The organism is Neopararhizobium haloflavum (assembly GCF_002750855.1).
Classification (GTDB): Bacteria; Pseudomonadota; Alphaproteobacteria; order Rhizobiales; family Rhizobiaceae; genus Georhizobium; species Georhizobium haloflavum.
Genome location: NZ_NWUC01000006.1, coordinates 279,373 through 296,694, shown reverse-complemented (window position 1 = coordinate 296,694; position 17,322 = coordinate 279,373). Strand labels below are relative to the sequence as shown.

General features: G+C 64.8%; 13 protein-coding genes. 4 read left to right on the top strand and 9 right to left on the bottom strand.

Features of this window, described 5'->3' with window-relative positions:
• Positions 1 to 234: 234 nt before the first annotated feature.
• On the top strand, positions 235 to 1,122 hold the full coding sequence (locus CN673_RS14885) for an SH3 domain-containing protein (protein ID WP_099867134.1): 888 nt from the start codon (positions 235 to 237) through the stop codon (positions 1,120 to 1,122).
• 16 nt (positions 1,123 to 1,138) lie between these two features.
• On the opposite strand, the gene CN673_RS14880 is transcribed toward CN673_RS14885, so the two are convergent.
• Positions 1,139 to 1,777: a L,D-transpeptidase gene (locus tag CN673_RS14880; protein WP_099867133.1), complete on the bottom strand. Its 639-nt coding sequence runs from the start codon at positions 1,775 to 1,777 to the stop codon at positions 1,139 to 1,141.
• Between the two features lie 215 nt (positions 1,778 to 1,992).
• Between CN673_RS14880 and CN673_RS14875 the strand changes: the two genes are divergently transcribed.
• The gene (locus tag CN673_RS14875; RefSeq protein WP_099867217.1) at positions 1,993 to 2,475 is read left to right on the top strand and encodes an MmcB family DNA repair protein; all 483 of its coding nucleotides are present in this window, start codon (positions 1,993 to 1,995) and stop codon (positions 2,473 to 2,475) included.
• 11 nt (positions 2,476 to 2,486) lie between these two features.
• Here CN673_RS14875 and CN673_RS14870 read toward each other — a convergent pair whose 3' ends face one another.
• Genes CN673_RS14870 through CN673_RS14845 form a run of 6 tightly spaced genes read right to left on the bottom strand, consistent with a single transcriptional unit; the run spans position 2,487 to position 10,572 of the window.
• The gene (locus tag CN673_RS14870; RefSeq protein ID WP_099867132.1) at positions 2,487 to 3,047 is read right to left on the bottom strand and encodes an ActR/PrrA/RegA family redox response regulator transcription factor; all 561 of its coding nucleotides are present in this window, start codon (positions 3,045 to 3,047) and stop codon (positions 2,487 to 2,489) included.
• A 46-nt stretch (positions 3,048 to 3,093) separates the two neighbouring features.
• Entirely contained in the window at positions 3,094 to 4,449 is a 1,356-nt protein-coding gene (locus tag CN673_RS14865; RefSeq protein WP_370853054.1) for an ActS/PrrB/RegB family redox-sensitive histidine kinase, read from the bottom strand.
• A gap of 56 nt (positions 4,450 to 4,505) precedes the next feature.
• Positions 4,506 to 6,974 carry an ATP-dependent helicase HrpB gene (hrpB, locus tag CN673_RS14860; RefSeq protein ID WP_099867131.1) on the bottom strand — a complete coding sequence of 823 codons (2,469 nt, stop codon included), beginning with the start codon at positions 6,972 to 6,974 and terminating at the stop codon, positions 4,506 to 4,508.
• A complete protein-coding gene (locus CN673_RS14855) occupies positions 6,974 to 7,627 on the bottom strand; it encodes an ATP-binding cassette domain-containing protein (protein WP_099867130.1) in 654 nt (217 codons plus the stop codon). The genes hrpB and CN673_RS14855 overlap by 1 nt, the downstream gene beginning before the upstream one ends.
• 4 nt (positions 7,628 to 7,631) lie before the next feature.
• Positions 7,632 to 9,341: an ABC transporter permease gene (locus CN673_RS14850; RefSeq protein WP_099867129.1), complete on the bottom strand. Its 1,710-nt coding sequence runs from the start codon at positions 9,339 to 9,341 to the stop codon at positions 7,632 to 7,634.
• A 1-nt stretch (position 9,342) separates the two neighbouring features.
• A complete protein-coding gene (locus CN673_RS14845) occupies positions 9,343 to 10,572 on the bottom strand; it encodes an ABC transporter substrate-binding protein (protein WP_099867215.1) in 1,230 nt (409 codons plus the stop codon).
• A gap of 104 nt (positions 10,573 to 10,676) precedes the next feature.
• On the opposite strand from CN673_RS14845, the gene CN673_RS14840 reads away from it, so the two are divergent.
• Positions 10,677 to 11,396 (top strand): SDR family oxidoreductase, encoded by a 720-nt coding sequence (locus tag CN673_RS14840; protein WP_099867128.1) that lies wholly within the window; start codon positions 10,677 to 10,679, stop codon positions 11,394 to 11,396.
• Positions 11,397 to 11,402: 6 nt separating this feature from the next.
• Here the strand turns inward: CN673_RS14840 and polA are convergent, their stop codons facing one another.
• Entirely contained in the window at positions 11,403 to 14,396 is a 2,994-nt protein-coding gene (gene polA / locus CN673_RS14835; RefSeq protein ID WP_099867127.1) for a DNA polymerase I, read from the bottom strand.
• Positions 14,397 to 14,806: 410 nt separating this feature from the next.
• On the opposite strand from polA, the gene CN673_RS14830 reads away from it, so the two are divergent.
• Positions 14,807 to 16,207, top strand: coding sequence for a dipeptidase (locus tag CN673_RS14830; protein WP_099867126.1), 1,401 nt, complete (start codon positions 14,807 to 14,809; stop codon positions 16,205 to 16,207).
• Here CN673_RS14830 and CN673_RS14825 read toward each other — a convergent pair.
• The gene (locus CN673_RS14825; RefSeq protein ID WP_099867125.1) at positions 16,195 to 17,313 is read right to left on the bottom strand and encodes an acyltransferase family protein; all 1,119 of its coding nucleotides are present in this window, start codon (positions 17,311 to 17,313) and stop codon (positions 16,195 to 16,197) included. The genes CN673_RS14830 and CN673_RS14825 overlap by 13 nt on opposite strands.
• Positions 17,314 to 17,322: the final 9 nt, after the last annotated feature.

The following is a 17,322-nucleotide window of genomic DNA, read 5'->3' as shown; positions in this document are numbered from 1 at the left end:
GTCAAAGCGCATGAATGCGAAATCGCCCGTCCGCAACACCAGCAGGCGGGCGTTTTCACGTTGTCCCGGTTGCGTTCAGATCGTGCCTCATTTCGGACCCATGCAGGCCCTATTAACCTTTTGGTAACAGCCTGCGGAAAGCCGGCCGCGCAAGTGTGCGCGGGGTGAAGGGGTTTTTGCGGCGAAGACATGATTGTGCATGCAAGGGACTTGAGCGTTTCGGGGAGCGCCGAAATGAAGACGCGTCTGGAATTTGGAAACAACCGGCTGAAAAGCCTCATTCGTGATCGACGGGTGTATCTGCTCTCAACGGCGGTGCCTCTGGCGGCGATCGCCATCGTGGGTGCGTTTTTCATCGGCTCGGACGGGCCGAGGGCCGACGATACAGATCCGGTGCCAGTGGCGGCGGTGGCGCAGCTGCCCGTATCCCCGGCCGATACCGAGACGCCGAAAGCGCCCCCGGCGGAAACCGCAGGGCTCGTCAACGCCGAGAACAAGACGGCGCGTCCGCTCGAGCGGACTGGTGTTGAAGTTGGCGAAGAACAGGCGGGTTCAGAGCCCGACGCGGGCATCGCCGAGAGCGACCTTCGGCTGACGCCGCTGGCCGACGACAATCCGCGCTGGCGGGACGACACGCAGACTTCGGACACCGAAGGCGAAGGCGCAGAACTGGCAGCGGCCCTCACTGGAACGGCCGACGACGATGCGGCGCGCGCTTCACCCGGTGAGCCCGCTGCAGAAACGGGCGGGCTCGACCGCGCGACAACCGCCGCCATTGCAGATGACGGGCTGCGCGGGTCCGAGACGGTGGAGATTGCCGAGACGGATGCGGAAATCGCGGCATTGGAGGCGGCCGCAGCCGCGGCACAGACCGACATGCCCAACGCCGCCTTCGTCGGAAGCGTCGACCTCATCCCGGCGCGTGTGAAGGAGTACGTGAATTTCCGCACGGCGCCCGACAACGGCTCGGACGTCATCCGCGTGCTGCCGGGCGGGACGGAGATAGACGCCCAGCCGCTCGACCAGTGCGTGCACTTCTGCCAGGTAACCGTCGACGGCGAGCCGGGCTACATCGGCAAGACCTTCATCGCCTACGAGGACACGGTGGCCGACGCACAATAGCGGGCCGGCACACCGCCTATTGCAAGACGACGACCTTGGACCGGCGGCCCGGCTGTACCCGATCGTAAAGGTCGATGATGTCCTGATTCATCAGCCGGATGCAGCCCGACGAGGCAGCGGTGCCGATGGTGTTCCACTCCGGCGTGCCGTGCAGGCGATAGAGCGTATCGTTGCCGTCCTGGTCGTAAAGATAGAGTGCGCGCGCGCCGAGCGGATTGGTCAGTCCGGGCTCCATGCCGCCATCGGCATATTTCTCAAGGTATGGCTCGCGCTCGATCATCTCCTTCGGCGGATGCCATTTCGGCCAGGCCTGCTTCCAAGAGACATAGGCCTCACCCTGCCATGCGAAGCCCTCGCGGCCGACGCCGATGCCGTAGCGCACGGCCTCACCACCGGGCAGGATGTAATAGAGAAACTTGTTCGGTGTATCGACGATGATCGTTCCCGGCTCCTCGCTGGTCGGGTAGCGCACGATCTGCCGCTTGAACTGGTCTTCCAGGCGCTGGATCGGAACGGCGGGGATCGTATAGCCGGCATCGACGATTTCGCCATAATCGGCGGCGAGCTGCGGCCGGGACACTGGAGTGCTGACGCAGCCGGCTAGAAGAAGCGCGGCCGCGGAAGCCGAACTGGCAAGAAATGCGCGACGGTTCATGGCGATCTCGATAGTGGAGGGATGCGGGCTTAAAATGACGGACTTCCGGCCAGCGCTCCGCCAGCCGATCGTGACATCAGGTTATTGCCGTGAACGCGGCGCTGACAAGCATATGGCGAAGCCGTTTCTTCGAATTCCTTCCGACATGGCTTTTGCGCAACAAGTCACGCTGCCGCGGCGATTGTCTCTGCCGGGCGGGCATGGCAAAATCGATCATGCCTCTCGTGTCGCCCTTTACCACCCATCCGCTTGTCGATGGACGCCAATCCGATCGCGCCATGCTGGTGCGCCGGGGGGTTCAGCGCCTCCTGACGGAGATGCGCTTTGCCACGCTGCCGGAATTGTCGCTGGCGAGCGGCCGGCGGGCCGACATCATCGCGATGAGCCCATCCGGCGAATTCTGGATCGTCGAGATCAAGACATCGATCGCCGACTTTCGTGTCGATCGCAAATGGCCGGACTACCGCCGTCATTGCGACCGCCTGTTCTTCGCGACCCATGCGGGCGTGCCGGCCGATATCTTTCCCGAAGAGTGCGGGCTCATCCTCTCCGACGGGTTTGGCGCCCACATGCTGCGTGAGGCGCCCGAGCATCGCCTTGCCGGAGCGACGCGCAAGGCGCTGACGCTGAAATTCGCGCATGCGGCGGCAAGCCGGCTCCTGATGGCAGAATGGGCAGCCGGCGGCGAGGCGATCTAGCGCCCCGGCACTCAGCGCGGCGCGCGCTTGGCCAGGATGCGCTGCAGGGTGCGGCGATGCATGTTGAGCCGGCGAGCCGTTTCAGAGACGTTCCTGTCGCACATCTCGTAGACGCGCTGGATGTGTTCCCAGCGGACGCGGTCGGCGGACATGGGGTTTTCCGGCGGCTCGGCCTTTTCGCCCGGCTTGCGTGTCAGTGCGGCGAAGACGTCGTCGGCGTCGGCCGGCTTGGCGAGATAGTCGATCGCGCCGAGCTTGACCGCGTTGACCGCCGTGGCGATGTTGCCGTAGCCGGTCAGGACGATCATCCGGGTATCGCTGCGGCGCTGGCGTATCGCTTCGATGATGTCGAGGCCATTCCCGTCGCCGAGCCGCATGTCGACAACGGCGTATTTGGGCGGCGACGCCTTGGCCTTGGCCAGCCCTTCGGCAACCGATTCCGCGATCTCGACAGTGAAGCCGCGGCTTTCCATCGCCCGTGCCAGCCGGCGCACCAGGGGCGCGTCGTCATCGACGAGCAACAGGGACGGATCTGGGCCGATCTCGCCGTCGGGAGTTTCTTCGGCTGTCATTGGATCATGGACTCCATTCTGGGCAACGAGCGGCAAGCGCCGGCCATCACCCTGTTACATAAGGCATTCTGGACGATTGCGCCAACGAACTCCCGGCCTGGCCGGCGTCCATCGCCGCACGCGGCCAAGTCATGGTGATGCGCGCACCGCCGGACACGCGATTTTCGAAGCGCATCGCCGCTCCAGTGCGCTCCAGCAGTGTCTTGGCGATGAAGAGCCCGAGCCCGAGCCCGCCGGCGCGCTTGTCCTTGCCGGAGGCGCGGCGGGTCAGGAATGGTTCGCCGATCTGCGCCTGGATTTCGGGCGGAAAGCCTGGTCCGTCATCGGCAATGATGATCACCACGTTCTCGTCATCGTAGCGCGCGTCGACGGTGACGCGGGTTGCAGCGAAGTCGACCGCATTCTCGACCAGATTGCCGAGCCCGTAGAGAATGCCGGCATTGCGCAATCCGACGGGCTCGCTTCCGCTCAATGCGTGGACATCGACATCGATCGACACGCCAAACTCGCGATGCGGCGCCACGACCTCCTCGATCAGCGAGGACAGCGGCAGCTTGCGCATGTGCTCTTCGTCATCGGTAGAAAGCGTGGTGAGCCGCCGCAGTATGTCGCGGCAGCGTTCGCTCTGCGAACGCAGCAACTGGAGATCCTCGCGGTAGCGCTCGTCGTGGCCGAGCGCACGCTCCATCTCCTTGGCGACGACGGATATGGTTGCGAGCGGTGTGCCGAGTTCGTGCGCGGCCGCGGCGGCGAGACCGTCCAGGGCGAAAAGATGCTGCTCACGCTGCAGCGTCAGCTCGGTGGCGGTGAGTGCGTCGGCAAGCTGGTTGGCCTCCGACGAGACGCGATGCATGTAAAAGGCGGCGAACAGCGTCGTGGAGATGATGGCGATCCAGATCCCGATGATGAGGACCAGATGCGCCTCGTAAACGACACCGGGATACCAGGGCAGCGGGAGGTGATAGATCGCCAGCGCCGACGCGCTCGCCACTGTCAGCGCGCCGAGCACCAGCGTATAGCGGATCGGCTGCGATGCGGTGGAGATGATCACCGGCACGCAGATGAGGACCGAGAACGGATTGACCAGCCCGCCCGTCATGTAGAGCAGTCCGGTCAGTTGGATGACATCGAAACCAAGAACGCCCATGGCGGCCGAAGGGCCCAGACGATGGGTTGCCGGGTAGCGGAATGTGAGGAAGACGTTCAGCCAGGCCGAACAGGCGATGAGCGCGAAACAGAAGAGCACCGGAAACGGAAACTCGAGCAGAAAGGCGACGACGAGAACGGTGATCGACTGACCGGTAACGGCCAGCCATCGCAGCCGCGTCAGCGTCTGCAGCCGAAGCCGGTAGCGCGAATAGCGGCCGCGCCCGGCGATGGGAGGTTCCGTAAGCGTCATCATCCTTTGGCCCTTCGCGCCCTCCCTTGGCGCAGGCAGCGCACAAAGTCCATAAGAACTCACATGCCGCGCGGTTTTGCCCGCCTCGTCGGCTGCGCGGCGGCGGGGTCTTCCGGCCAGGGGTGCCGAGGATAGCGGCCGCGCATCTCCGCACGGACATCGGACCAGGAGCCTGACCAGAAGCCGGGAAGGTCGCGGGTCGTCTGGATCGGCCGCTGCGCTGGCGACAGCAGTTCGAGCAGCAAGGGGAGCCGCCCCTCGGCGATCGATGGATGGGTTTTCAGTCCGAAGAGTTCCTGGACACGCACGGCAAGACGCGGCTCCTCCCCGTCATAGGCGATCGCGATGCGCGAGCCGGTCGGCACTTCGAAGTGGGTGGGTGCCTCCTGATCGAGCCGGCGATGCCGATCATGGGGCAGTAGCGCCATGAGACCGTCGCGCAGGCTGGCCGGCGCGATGGCGTCGAACGCGCGGACTCCTGGCTGAAATGGGCTGAACCAGATATCGAGGCTGGCCAGCAGGGCGTTGTCGGACACGTCAGGCCATGGTGCACCGAGGGTGCGATGCAGGAAAGCAAGCCGGGCGCGCAGCTGCTTTGCCTCCTTCGTCCACGGCAGCGCCAGAAGCCCGGCCCGGCGCACCCCTTCGGCCAGCGTCGCGGCGACGGACGCGTTGTCGGTCAGCGGCAGCGGGGTTTCGTCCACCACGATGAGCCCGAGCCGGCGCACGCGCCGGGCGCGGACCGAACGGCTCTCCAGATCGAAGAAGCATTCCTCGCCCTCCTGCCCGAGGGCCGCGATGACGGCATCGACTTCGGCCGGTTCGATCGTGGCTGCAGCGAGCACCTGATGTGCGCCGGCACGCCCCGTCAGTTCGGCGACGGTGAGCCATTCCTCGCTTGCAAGCGGATCGTGTTCGTCCAGTTCGGCGCCACGACCACTGGCCATGAGGTAGCGGCCCCGGGCACCGCGCCTTCGGGCGATCCTGTCGGGATAGCCGAGGGCCAGCAGCGCGCCGGCCGAGCGCACCGGCTGACCTTTCGCCCCGCCGGCGTCGCGCGCCGCACGCGCCGCCAGATCGCGGGCGGCGGAGGACCGGCGGTCCTTGTCGAAGCGCATGCGGCGGTGGCGCTCGGCAAGATCGACGGATCTGCCACCCAGCCCTTGCTCGGTCAGGAGGACCGCCAGTTCCGCCGCCTTCAGCCTGTCGCATGGTTCGGCCTTGACGACCATGGCCGCCAGCCGCGCCGGCAGGCCGAGCGTGCGCATCGTCTGTCCCGTCGCTGTCAGGCCGCCGCGCGGATCGAGCGCGCCGAGCGTGTCGAGCAGGGCGCGCGCCTCGGCGAGCGCCGGTGGCGGCGGGGCATCGATGAAGGCGAGCGTCGCGGGATCGTTGACGCCCCAAGCCGCGCAATCGAGGATCAGACCGGACAGGTCGCTGGACAGGATTTCCGGCGGCGTGAAGGCCGGCAATGCCGCCGTCTGCTCCTCGCGCCACAGCCGGATGGCGATGCCAGGCTCGGTCCGCCCGGCACGACCGGCGCGCTGATCGGCAGAGGCCCTGGAAACCCGCACCGTTTCCAGCCTGGTGATGCCGGTTCCAGGCTCGAAATGGGGCAGTCTCTGCAAGCCGCCATCAATGACGATCCTGACGCCGTCGATGGTGATCGAACTCTCCGCTATGGCAGTCGCCAGCACGATCTTGCGCTGGCCCGCCGCGGCCGGGCGGATCGCTCGGTCCTGCGCCTCGCCATCCATCATCCCGAAGAGCGGAGCGAGCAGAACATCAGCAGGCAGGCGGTCCTCCAGCCGTTCGGCAGTGCGCCGGATTTCCGCCTGCCCCGGGAGAAAGGCGAGGATCGATCCCGTCTCCTCAAAGAGCGCCTGCCGGATGGCCTGCGCCACCGCGTCCTCGACGCGCTCGCGCCCGGTGCGTTCGCGGTAGCGGATATCGACGGGAAAGGCCCGGCCTTGGCTGGATATGACGGGTGGCTCGCCCAGAAGCGCGGCGACACGCGCAGTATCAAGCGTCGCCGACATGACCAGAAGCCGCAGATCCGGCCGCAACGCCGCACGCAGGTCCAGCGTCAGTGCCAATGCCAGATCGGCATCGAGCGCGCGCTCGTGGAACTCGTCGAAGACGACCGCGGCAACGCCCGTGAGTTCGGGATCATCGAGGACCATCCGCAGGAATACGCCCTCGGTGACCACCTCGACACGGGTCTTCGCCGAGACACGGGTATCGAGGCGCATGCGGTATCCGACCGTTGCGCCCACATTCTCCCCGAGGAGGTCGGCCATGCGACGAGCGGCAGCCCGAGCCGCCAGTCGGCGCGGCTCCAGGAGGATGATGCGGCCGTCAGCGCGCCACGGTGCGCCAAGAAGGTGAAGGGGCACCAGCGTCGTCTTGCCGGCGCCGGGCGGAGCGGCCAGGACCGCTGCCCCTTTGGCGGCGAGCGCTTCCGCCACCTCCGGCAGGACACGGCCTGCCGGCAACGTTGCGATTGCCTGCGACAGGAGGGGGGGCATCAAGCTGCCCGCATCTCGAAAACAGCGCCGCCCGCCGCGGCCGCATCGGCTTCGTCATGGGTGACGAGGACGACCGGCAGGCCGGCGGCATTTGCCCTGTCGAAGACCAGCTGCCGCGCCTGATCGCGCAGCGCCATGTCGAGCTTCGAGAAGGGCTCGTCAAGCAACAGGAGGCGGGGCTGCGACACAAGCACACGTTGTAGTGCGACGCGCGCCTTCTGGCCTCCCGACAGCGTGTCGGGATCACGATCACCGAAACCGGCCAGCTCGATTTCCGCAAGCGCCCTTTCGGCGATCGCGCGCCGCTCGGCGCGGCTCCTGACCGACGGCGGCACGGCAAAGGCGATGTTGGCCGCAACCGACATGTGGGGGAAAAGCAGCGGATCCTGGAAGAGCAGACCGGCGTGGCGCTGTTCGGCCGGCAGGCTGGTCAATTCAAGACCATCCACCCGGCATGAGCCCGAGGCGACGAAGGCCGGATCGAGAAAGCCGCCAATATAGGCGAGCAAGGACGATTTGCCGGAGCCGGACGGACCCATGACGGTCAGGACCGCACCCGGCGCGACCCGCGCCGACAGGCGAAGCAGCGTCCTGCCGTTCAAACCAATCGTGATGTCGGTGAGGGCAAGGCCCTTGTCGCGGCTTTCCGTCATGGCCTCAAGGTCGCATCGCTCGGCGGTTGCGCCATAGCAGGGCAGGCGCGAGCGAGGCAATCGCGAAAGCCAGAAACGGCAGCAGCGTTTGCAGGAAGGCGTAGACGCCGATGACGCGGCGATTGCCCCCCGCAGCAAGCGCGACGGCTTCCGTCGTCACGGTCGTCAGGCGTCCTTCGCCGATCAGCACCGTTGGGAGATACTGTCCGACCGAGACCGCGAACCCGACGGCCGCTGCCGTGAGGACGGCGCGCGACAGCATCGGCAGCCGGACCTTGAGCAGGAGCGCAAGGCGCGAGCGCCCGAGGCCTGCGGCGATCAGATCATAGCGCCGGTCGAAAGCGCGCCAGGGATCGGAAAGCGACAGGAAGACGTAAGGCAGGACGAAAACCAGATGGACGAAGACGAGCGCCGCGAAACGCTGGTCGGTTCCGCTGGCCAGGAAGAGCACCTGCAGGCCGAAAACGAACGCGATCTGCGGCACGATCAGCGGCAGATAGATCGCCAGCATGGCGCGCCTGCCGGCAACCCGGCCCGTTCGTGCTTCCTGCTCGAGGCAGGCGATGGTGAGGCAGAGCGCGATGGCGGTAGACAGTGCGCCGGCGCCAAGCGTCACGGCGAGCGGCTCCAGGATGCGCGGCAAGGCCCGCTGCCAGGTGGAGAGCGTGAAAGCGTCCGGCAAGATGGCGGGAAACTGCCAGAGAGCCGCGAACGACCAGAGGGCCAGAAGCGCGATGCCGCCGAAGACGAGGACTGCCGTCGTGCCTGTCGCGGCGAGCGCCGCGATCCTCAGCATGCGCTCGCGCACCATTCGCAGACCACGCCCCCTCAGCGCCGCACAGATCGAGGATGCGACCTGTTCGATGACGAGCCAGCCGAGGAGCGCGCCGAGAGTCACGCCAAGTTGGAGCACCGCGCCCGCCGATGCCAGGAAGCGCAGGCTGAGATCCGGGTCGTTCATCCATTGAAGGAGCCGGACCGGAAGGATGGCGGGCAGGTTGGGACCGAGAATGACGGCGACGTCGACGACGGCCGTGGCGTAGGCAATCACCGCATAGACGGCAAAGCGGATCTGCCGGTAGACCTGCGGCCAGAGCGTGAAGAGAAAGCCAGCTATGCGCCCATAGCCAAAGGCGGATACCAGCTGCATGGTCTCGGCGCGCTTGACCTGCGGCAGGGCGGCCAGCGTCACCAGCAGAAGAAACGGCATTTCCTTCGCGACGAGCCCGGCCATCATGGTCAGCCCGAGCGGATCGTTGACGATCAGCCAATCGGGCGGGCGCTCGATGCCGGCCCATGGCGCGGCAAGGCGGACGAGGAAGCCAGAAGGCGCGATGAGAAAGGCGAGGCCGAACGCGGCGGCGGCATGCGGGATGGCCAGCAGCGGCGACACGGCATGTTGCAGGCGCGCAAAGGTGCGCGTGCCGGCCCAACCCGCAACGAACAGCATGACGATCAGCAGCGAAACGCCAGCCGTGACCACCCCGGTAAGGAGGCTGAGCGCTGCCGATCGCCAGATCGCCGGCATGGCGAATAGGCTTTCGAAATGCGCAAGCGTCAATTCGGTCCCGCCAAGGGCCGGCAGATAGCCAAACGCAGGCAGGAACGTTGCAGCGAGCCCGAATGCGATCGGCAGAAGAAGGACGGCGAGCGTCAGGCCGGGCGCGAGGCGAACGAATGACAGGGAACCGGTCGGTCGCGCCGCGAGGGCCATGTCAGTTGCCGGTGATGTAGCGGCGGCGCCACTCTTCCTCGATGCGGTCCATCCAGCTTGCATGTGGCTCGTCAATGACCGGCCCCAGCTCATCTGGCGCAAGCGTCGCAACGCCCAGTTCCAGCGCATCGAAGGCAGCGCGGTCTTCCTCGCCGAGCTTTTGGAGCGCAAGCACTGTGGGATCACCCCAATAGGCGGGGTCCTGCTTCCTGAGCTGTGCGTCCGGCGCGATCAGGAAATTGGCGACCACGAGCGCGCCGGCCTTCGCGTTGGCGTTATAGGGAATGGCGACGAAGTGCGTGTTGCCGAGCGTTCCTTCGGAGAAGGTGAAGGAGCGCACCGTGTCGGGCAGTTCGCCGGCGGCAATGGCCGCCGAAGCCTCGGCAGGATTGAACGCGAAAACAATGTCGAGCTCTCCATCGGCGAGCTTCTGCTTCATGTCGGGATAGTTCTGTGGGAACGCCTTGCCGGAGCGCCATGCCACCGGGTGGAGCGCGTCGAGATAATCGAACAGCGGGGCGACGTCGGCTTCGAACGTCTGCTCGTTCACCGGCTCCTGCAGTTTGGCGGGATCGTCGATCACCTCGCTCAAGACCTGCTTGAGAAAGGACGAACCGATGAAATCGGGCGGCGCGGGATAGGACAAGCGTCCGGGATTGGCCTTGGCCCACTCAAGAAGACCGCCGGCGCTGTCGGGCAGCTGCTCTGCGTCGAGCCGCGCGCTGTCGTAGAAGAACACCAGCTTGGCGCCACCCCATGGGCTCTCCAGGCCTTCGACCGGCTCTGTGAAGTCAGTGAGGATCGTCGGCTGGTTCTCCACATCGACATAACGCCAGTTCGGCAAGTCGCCGGCCCATCCGGGCTGCATCAAGAGGTCCTCTTCCTTCATGGCGACAAAGTTCTCGCCGTTGATCCAGATGAGATCGACCGAACCGCCCTCGTCCTTGCCCGACGTGCGTTCAGCCAGAACGCGTGCAACGGCATTGGCGGTGTCGTCGATCTTCACATGGACCAGTTCGACGCCGAAGCGGCGCTGCGTTTCTTCGCCGACCCATTCCAGATAGGCGTTGATGTTCTCCGAACCGCCCCATGCATTGAAATAGACGGTCTGACCTTCCGCCTCATCGAGAACAGCCTGCCATTCGGCAGGATCGGGATCGGCAGCACTGGCGCCCGACATGCAAAATCCCACCAGGAACGTGGCGGTGAGCGCGATTGTGGCCAGACGCATGGCATATCCCTCATTGTCTTTGTCGGCTGGAACGATAGCGGGGGAACGGAACAGTTCAATGCGCGGTTTCGAGAGCAGGATCAATTGTCAGTGAAAGGGCCGTCATGTCTGAAAGCGAACGAACCGTCATCGTCACCGGCGCTGCCCATGGCATAGGCGCGGCGACAGCCCGTGTGCTGTCGGACGAAGGATATGCCGTCGTCCTTGCCGACCGCGATGGTGACGCGGCGAACCAGGTGGCGCGAGAGACCGGCGGCGAGGCGATCTGCTGCGACGTCGCCCGTGAAGAGGACATCGTCGCCCTGTTGAAGAACGTTCTGGCGCGCCACGGGCGAATCGACGCGATCGTGTCCAACGCCGGCATCGCGGCTTTTGCCTCGCTCGAAGAGCTGACGACCGATGCGTGGAACACCGTTCTGGCGACGAACCTCACGCCGGCAATGCTGCTGGCCAAGCATGGTGAGGCGGCGTTGCGAGAAAGCAGGGGCGCGATGGTGCTCATCGCGTCCACGCGGGCGCATATGAGCGAAGCCGATACGCATGCCTATGCGGCAACCAAGGGCGGGCTGGTCGCGCTGACGCATTCGCTGGCTATCAGCCTGGGACCTGATGTGCGCGTCAACTGCGTATCGCCCGGCTGGATCAATGTCGACGACGAGGTCCTGTCGCCGACGGATCATGCCCAGCATCCTGCAGGCCGGGTCGGACGGCCCACCGACATTGGTCACATGGTCGCCTACCTGCTGTCCGCCAAGGCTGACTTCATCACCGGCGCGGAATTTACCGTGGACGGCGGCATGACGCGGAAGATGATCTATGCGTGAGGCGCCTCAGTGCGCCTCGTCCCAATTGTCCGCGGCGCGGGCGTCGACCTTCAGCGGCACTTTCATCGACAGCGCCGGCATCGCCGCGTTTTCCATCAGCTCGGTGACGAGTTCGATCGTCCGGTCGACTTCATCCACCGGGACCTCGAAGATCAGTTCGTCATGCACCTGAAGCAGCATGCGCCCGGCAAGGCTTGATTTCAGCAATGCCGGTTCAACCCGGATCATCGCCCTGCGAATGATGTCGGCAGCCGAGCCCTGGATCGGCGCGTTGATCGCCGCACGTTCGTTGAAGGCGCGAACCTGCGGGTTCGAGGACTTTATCTCGGGGTAGTGGGCACGCCGGCCGAAGATGGTCTTCACGTAGCCATTCTCCCGCGCGAACGATTTCGTGGCGTCCATATAGTCCTTGATGCCGGGAAACCGCTCGAAATAGCGCTTGATGTAGTCGCTCGCCTCGGAGCGTTCGATGCCGAGCTGGTTGGCGAGACCGAAGGCCGAGATGCCGTAGATGATGCCGAAATTTATCGCCTTGGCGCGCCGGCGCACTTCGCCGGGCATGTCCTTGACCGGCACGGAGAACATTTCAGAGGCCGTCATGGCGTGAATGTCGATGCCGTCCGCGAAGGCCTGCCGCAATTGCGGGATATCGGCGACATGAGCGAGGACGCGCAGCTCGATCTGGCTGTAATCCGCGGAGACGAGCTTGTAGCCCGGCTCGGCGATGAAGGCCGTCCTGATCTTGCGTCCCTCGGCGGTTCGGATCGGAATGTTCTGCAGGTTGGGTTCCGACGAGGAAAGCCGACCCGTCGTCGTCGATGCCAGCGAATAGGAAGTGTGGACACGCTTGGTGGCAGGATGGATATAGCCCGGCAGCGCGTCGGTATAAGTCGATTTGAGCTTGGAGAGCTGACGCCAGTCGACGATGGTTCGCGGCAGCGCATGGCCGGCGGCCGCAAGGTCCTCAAGGACCTGGGCCGAAGTCGACCATTGTCCGGTCTTGGTCTTCGATCCGCCCGGCAATCCCATCTTGCCGAACAGGATTTCACCCAACTGTTTGGGCGAACCGAGATTGAACTTCTCGCCGGCAAGTTCGTAGGCTTCCGATTCGTGCGCGGCCGCGCCCTGTGCGAATTCACCCGAAAGGCGCGACAGGATCTGCCGGTCGACGGCGATGCCGCGCTCCTCCATGCGCGCCAGAACGGGCACCAGTGGTCGCTCCAGCCGCTCATAAACGGAGACAAGCCCCTTGGCGACCAGCTGCGGCTTGATGGCGAGCCAGAGCCTCAGCGTGACGTCGGCGTCCTCGGCGGCGTATTCCGTTGCCTTGTCGATGGAAACCAGATCGAACGTCACCTGACCCTTGCCGGAGCCGGCGACCTCCTTGTAGCCGATCGTCTTGTGGCCAAGCCAGCGCTCCGACAGCGAATCCATGCCATGGCCGCCGGTGGCGCCATAGGTCGCCATCCCCGATTCCACGACGTAGGACATCAGCATCGTGTCGTCGAACGGGCCGACCTCCACGCCGTAGCGCTTCATCAGCAGCCAGTCATACTTCAGATTCTGCGCGACCTTGAGGACTGCCGGGTCTTCCAGAAGCTCCTTGAGCCGGTCGAGCGCGGCGTCGAAATCGATCTGGTCCGGCGCCAGCCCGCCTCCCAGGAGATCGTCATTGCCGACGCGATGGGCGAGCGGCAGATAGGCCGCCATGATCTCGGAGCCGGATGCATCCACCGTGTTGTTGGCGACGGCAAGGGAGACACCGACGAGGTCGGCCTGCACGGCATCGAGCGAATTGCTCTCGGTGTCGAAGGCGACAATGCCGGTCTCGCGAGCAATGGCGATGAACCTGTCGAGCGTTTCAAGATCCCGGATCGTAACGTAAGACGAGCGATCGATGGCCGCTGATGCCGCAGCAGAAGCGCGGGCATCGGCCAGCGCCCGCGGCGTTCCCTGGCCGGGCTGATCCACATTCTTAGCCGAAGCCGCGGATTTGCCAGCGCCCTTCCCGGCCTCGGCCGGCGCCGCATCGCCCTTGTCGAGGTCCGGGCCATGCGCAGCAGCGCCCGATTGCAACTCGATCTCGGCGGGTTCGATTTCCGCCGCATCCGCGCCCGTTGCCTCGGCGACCCGGCGTGTCAGCGTCGTGAACTCCATGGCCTTGAGGAAGCCGACGAGCTTTGGTCCATCCTGCACTTCGAGGCGCAATTCCTCCAGGCCAACCTCGATCGGCGTGTCGCGCTTCAGCGTCACCAACTCGCGCGAAATGCGTGCCTGGTCGGCGAACTGGATGATGTTCTCGCGGCGCTTGTTCTGCTTGATCTCCGAGGCGCGGGCAAGCAACGTGTCAAGGTCGCCATACTCCTCCAGCAGCTGTGCGGCGGTTTTCGGCCCGATGCCAGGAATGCCGGGAATGTTGTCCGTCGAATCCCCAGTCAACGACTGAAGATCGATCATCTTTTCCGGCGGCACACCCCATTTTTCCACGACTTCGGCAATGCCGATCTGCTTATCCTTCATCGTGTCGTACATCGACACGCGGTCGCTGACGAGCTGCATCAGATCCTTGTCGGACGAGACGATCGTCACATCTCCGCCGACTTCGGTGGCCAGACGCGCATAGGTCGCGATGAGGTCGTCAGCCTCGAATCCCTCCTTCTCGATGCAGGGAAGATTGAACGCGCGCGTTGCCTGGCGGATCAGCCCGAACTGGGGAATGAGGTCATCGGGCGGGGCCGAACGGTTCGCCTTGTACTGATCGTAAAGATCGTTGCGGAAGGTCTTGGACGAATAGTCGAAGATGACCGCAAAATGGGTCGGCGTGACACCGACTTCGGTATCGCGCGCATCGACGAGGAGCTTCCAGAGCATGTTGCAGAAGCCCGACACCGCGCCAACGGGCAGCCCGTCGGACTTTCTCGTCAGCGGCGGCAGTGCATGGTAGGCGCGGAAGATGTAGCCCGAACCGTCGACTAGGAAGAGATGATCGCCATTTTTCATGGCATGACGATTAGCGCGCGCAATACGACAAGTCCACGGTGGTCTGGCGGGTCGGAAGGGCGCCAAAACCCTCACGCACACGTTACCGATTTGTAATCCACGTCATCCTTGAATCGCCATATTCGCGGCGCCATCTGATATCTATCGGCAATCAAAATTATGCCGCTGTCCGGCACTCTGGCTTGTCCCCCGCCACGCCGGACATAGGACAAAGGCCTTATCCCCCCCTCTCCGGGCCTTTGTCCACTCTTATGGAAGCCGTCGCGACATTTGCCCCCGTCGCGGCGGCTTTTTCTTGGCTAGCAGAAGCTCCCGACGTCCCGGCGACGCCTGCGGCCGCACCATTGTCTTTCCCGGCGCGGCGGATATGGTCCCCCGACCATCGATTCCCACATTGAGGCTTGCCGACCATGACCGATATCGCACCCGTTCTCGCAGAGGCTGACGCCGCGCTGCCGTCCAGCCTCGAAACGCTGTTCGACCTCATTCGCATCAAGTCGATTTCAACGGATCCGGGGTACAAGCAGGACTGCCGGGCGGCTGCGGAATTTCTGGTTGCACAGCTCAAGAGCATCGGGTTCGACGCGTCGGTGCGCGATACCAGCGGTCATCCGATGGTCGTCGCTCATCATGACGGCGCAACGGCCGATGCGCCACACGTGCTCTTTTACGGTCACTACGACGTCCAGCCGGTCGATCCGCTCAACCTTTGGCACGATGACCCCTTCACACCGAGCGTCAAGGAGCACCCGGAAACAGGGCGCAAGGTGATCACCGGGCGCGGCTCGGCTGATGACAAGGGACAGTTGATGACGTTCGTGGAAGCGTGCCGCGCCTACAAGAAGGCCGCAGGTTCTCTGCCGCTGAAGGTGACGATACTCTTCGAGGGCGAGGAAGAATCCGGATCGCCCTCACTTAAGCCGTTTCTTGACGCCAATGCGGAAGAGCTGAAAGCTGATTTCGCGCTGGTTTGCGATACGAACATGTGGGACGCGGACACGCCGGCGATCTCGGCCGGGCTGCGCGGCCTCGTCGGCGAGGAAATCACCATCACGGCAGCCGACCGTGATCTCCACTCGGGCTATTTCGGCGGCGCCGCCGCCAATCCCATTCACGTCCTGACCACGATCCTCGCCGCGATGCGCGACGAGACCGGGCGCATCACGATCCCCGATTTCTACGACGGCGTCGAGGAAACCCCGAGCCAGATCAAGCAGAGCTGGGACAAGCTGGGACGCACGGCGGAAGCCTTTCTCGGTGAGGTCGGGCTCTCCAAGCTCGCTGGCGAGCAAGACCGGTCGGTGCTGGAGCTGACATGGGCGCGGCCGACAGCCGAAGTGAACGGCATCTGGGGCGGCTATACGGGCGAGGGCTTCAAGACGGTGATCGCGGCCGAAGCCCATGCGAAGGTCTCCTTCCGACTGGTCGGAGAGCAGGACCCGGCGGCGATCCGGCGCAATTTCCGCGCCTTCGTGGAGGCGCGGGTTCCGGAAGACTGCAAGGTCTCGTTCCACGAGCACGGCGGATCGCCGGCCATCCAGCTGCCTTACGATTCGCCGCTTCTGAACACGGCAAAGGATGCCCTTACGGGAGAATGGCCGAAGCCGGCAGTCATGATCGGGATGGGGGGCTCCATCCCGATCGTCGGCGATTTCCAGAAGATGCTCGGCATGGATTCGCTGCTGATCGGCTTTGGCCTTGCGGACGACCGCATTCATTCACCGAACGAGAAATACGAGCTGACGTCGTTTCACAAGGGCATCCGCTCGTGGATCCGCGTCATGGATGCCCTGGCGCGTCAGCCGGCCTGAGCCGCGCTGTTGCCCTGCTCAGCGGCGCGCGGGGTCGCGCCCTCCAGGCGCGCCCAGCGGGGACGCTCGAAGAGGAACCGCCCCCACCCCGACCATTGGATGACGAGGTAGAGCACGACGGGTCCCGACACCGCGGCGATCCAGGTGATCAGCGACATGGTGCCGACATCGGCGATGATGCCGAGCTTGAGGAGCGCGGTCCGCGTCACTGCCATCGGCAGGAAAAAAGCGAGGTAGATGACGATGGAGTGGGCGCCGATCCAGCGCAACCCTTGGCTCCAGCGCGCCCTCGCGATCAGACCGCAAACCGCAACGAGCGCCAGGCTCCCAGCCAGTCCGAGCACGAGCGAGATGCCAGCCAGATCGCTCCATCGAAGGACGGTCGGCTCGCTTGAAAAGACTTGCGCATATGGCGTCAGACCGGCCGGAAGGGTCGCTTGCGACAGCGCCGCGTTGACCGCGAACCAGGCGATGAGGCCCGCGATGACGGGAGCGATGCGCGCGGCGCTCCACCGCTGCCAGCCGAAGATGGAGCCAGCGAGGGCGTATCCCACGAAGAAATAGACGTAGCGCGCGGCGAATTCGTCGTAGACCACGCTGCCGGTTGCAATCGGCATGACTTCCAGAAGCGCTGCCCAGGCCAGGACAAGCCACACCGGCAGGCCGCGCACCAGGCGCGTGAAGAGAAAGAAGACCGGCAGAACGTAGATGAACCAGAGCGTGCCGAAAGGCTGGTAGGTTGTCTCGACAAGCGCCGCGAGGGCCGCACCGACGCCGCCTTCCATGGCGATGCCCGGACCCTTGAAGGCAAACTGGATCAGCACCCACAGCACGTAGAAATAGGCGAAATGGAGAACCTTCCTGTCGAGGAAGCGGCGCCAGGGCGCATCGATCGTGCGGGCGAGGAAGAGGCCGGAGATCAGAAAGAACGCCGGCATGCGGAACGGCTTGGCGAACTCCACCACGGGATGCAGCCAACCGACCGCGCCGGCGGCGATCTCGACGCCGAGCGTGGAATGCATCATGACGACGAGGAGGATCGAGATGCCCTTGGCGTGATCGACCCAGTCGACCCGGTCGCCATGCTGGGGAAGTGTGTATGCCATGCGATCCAC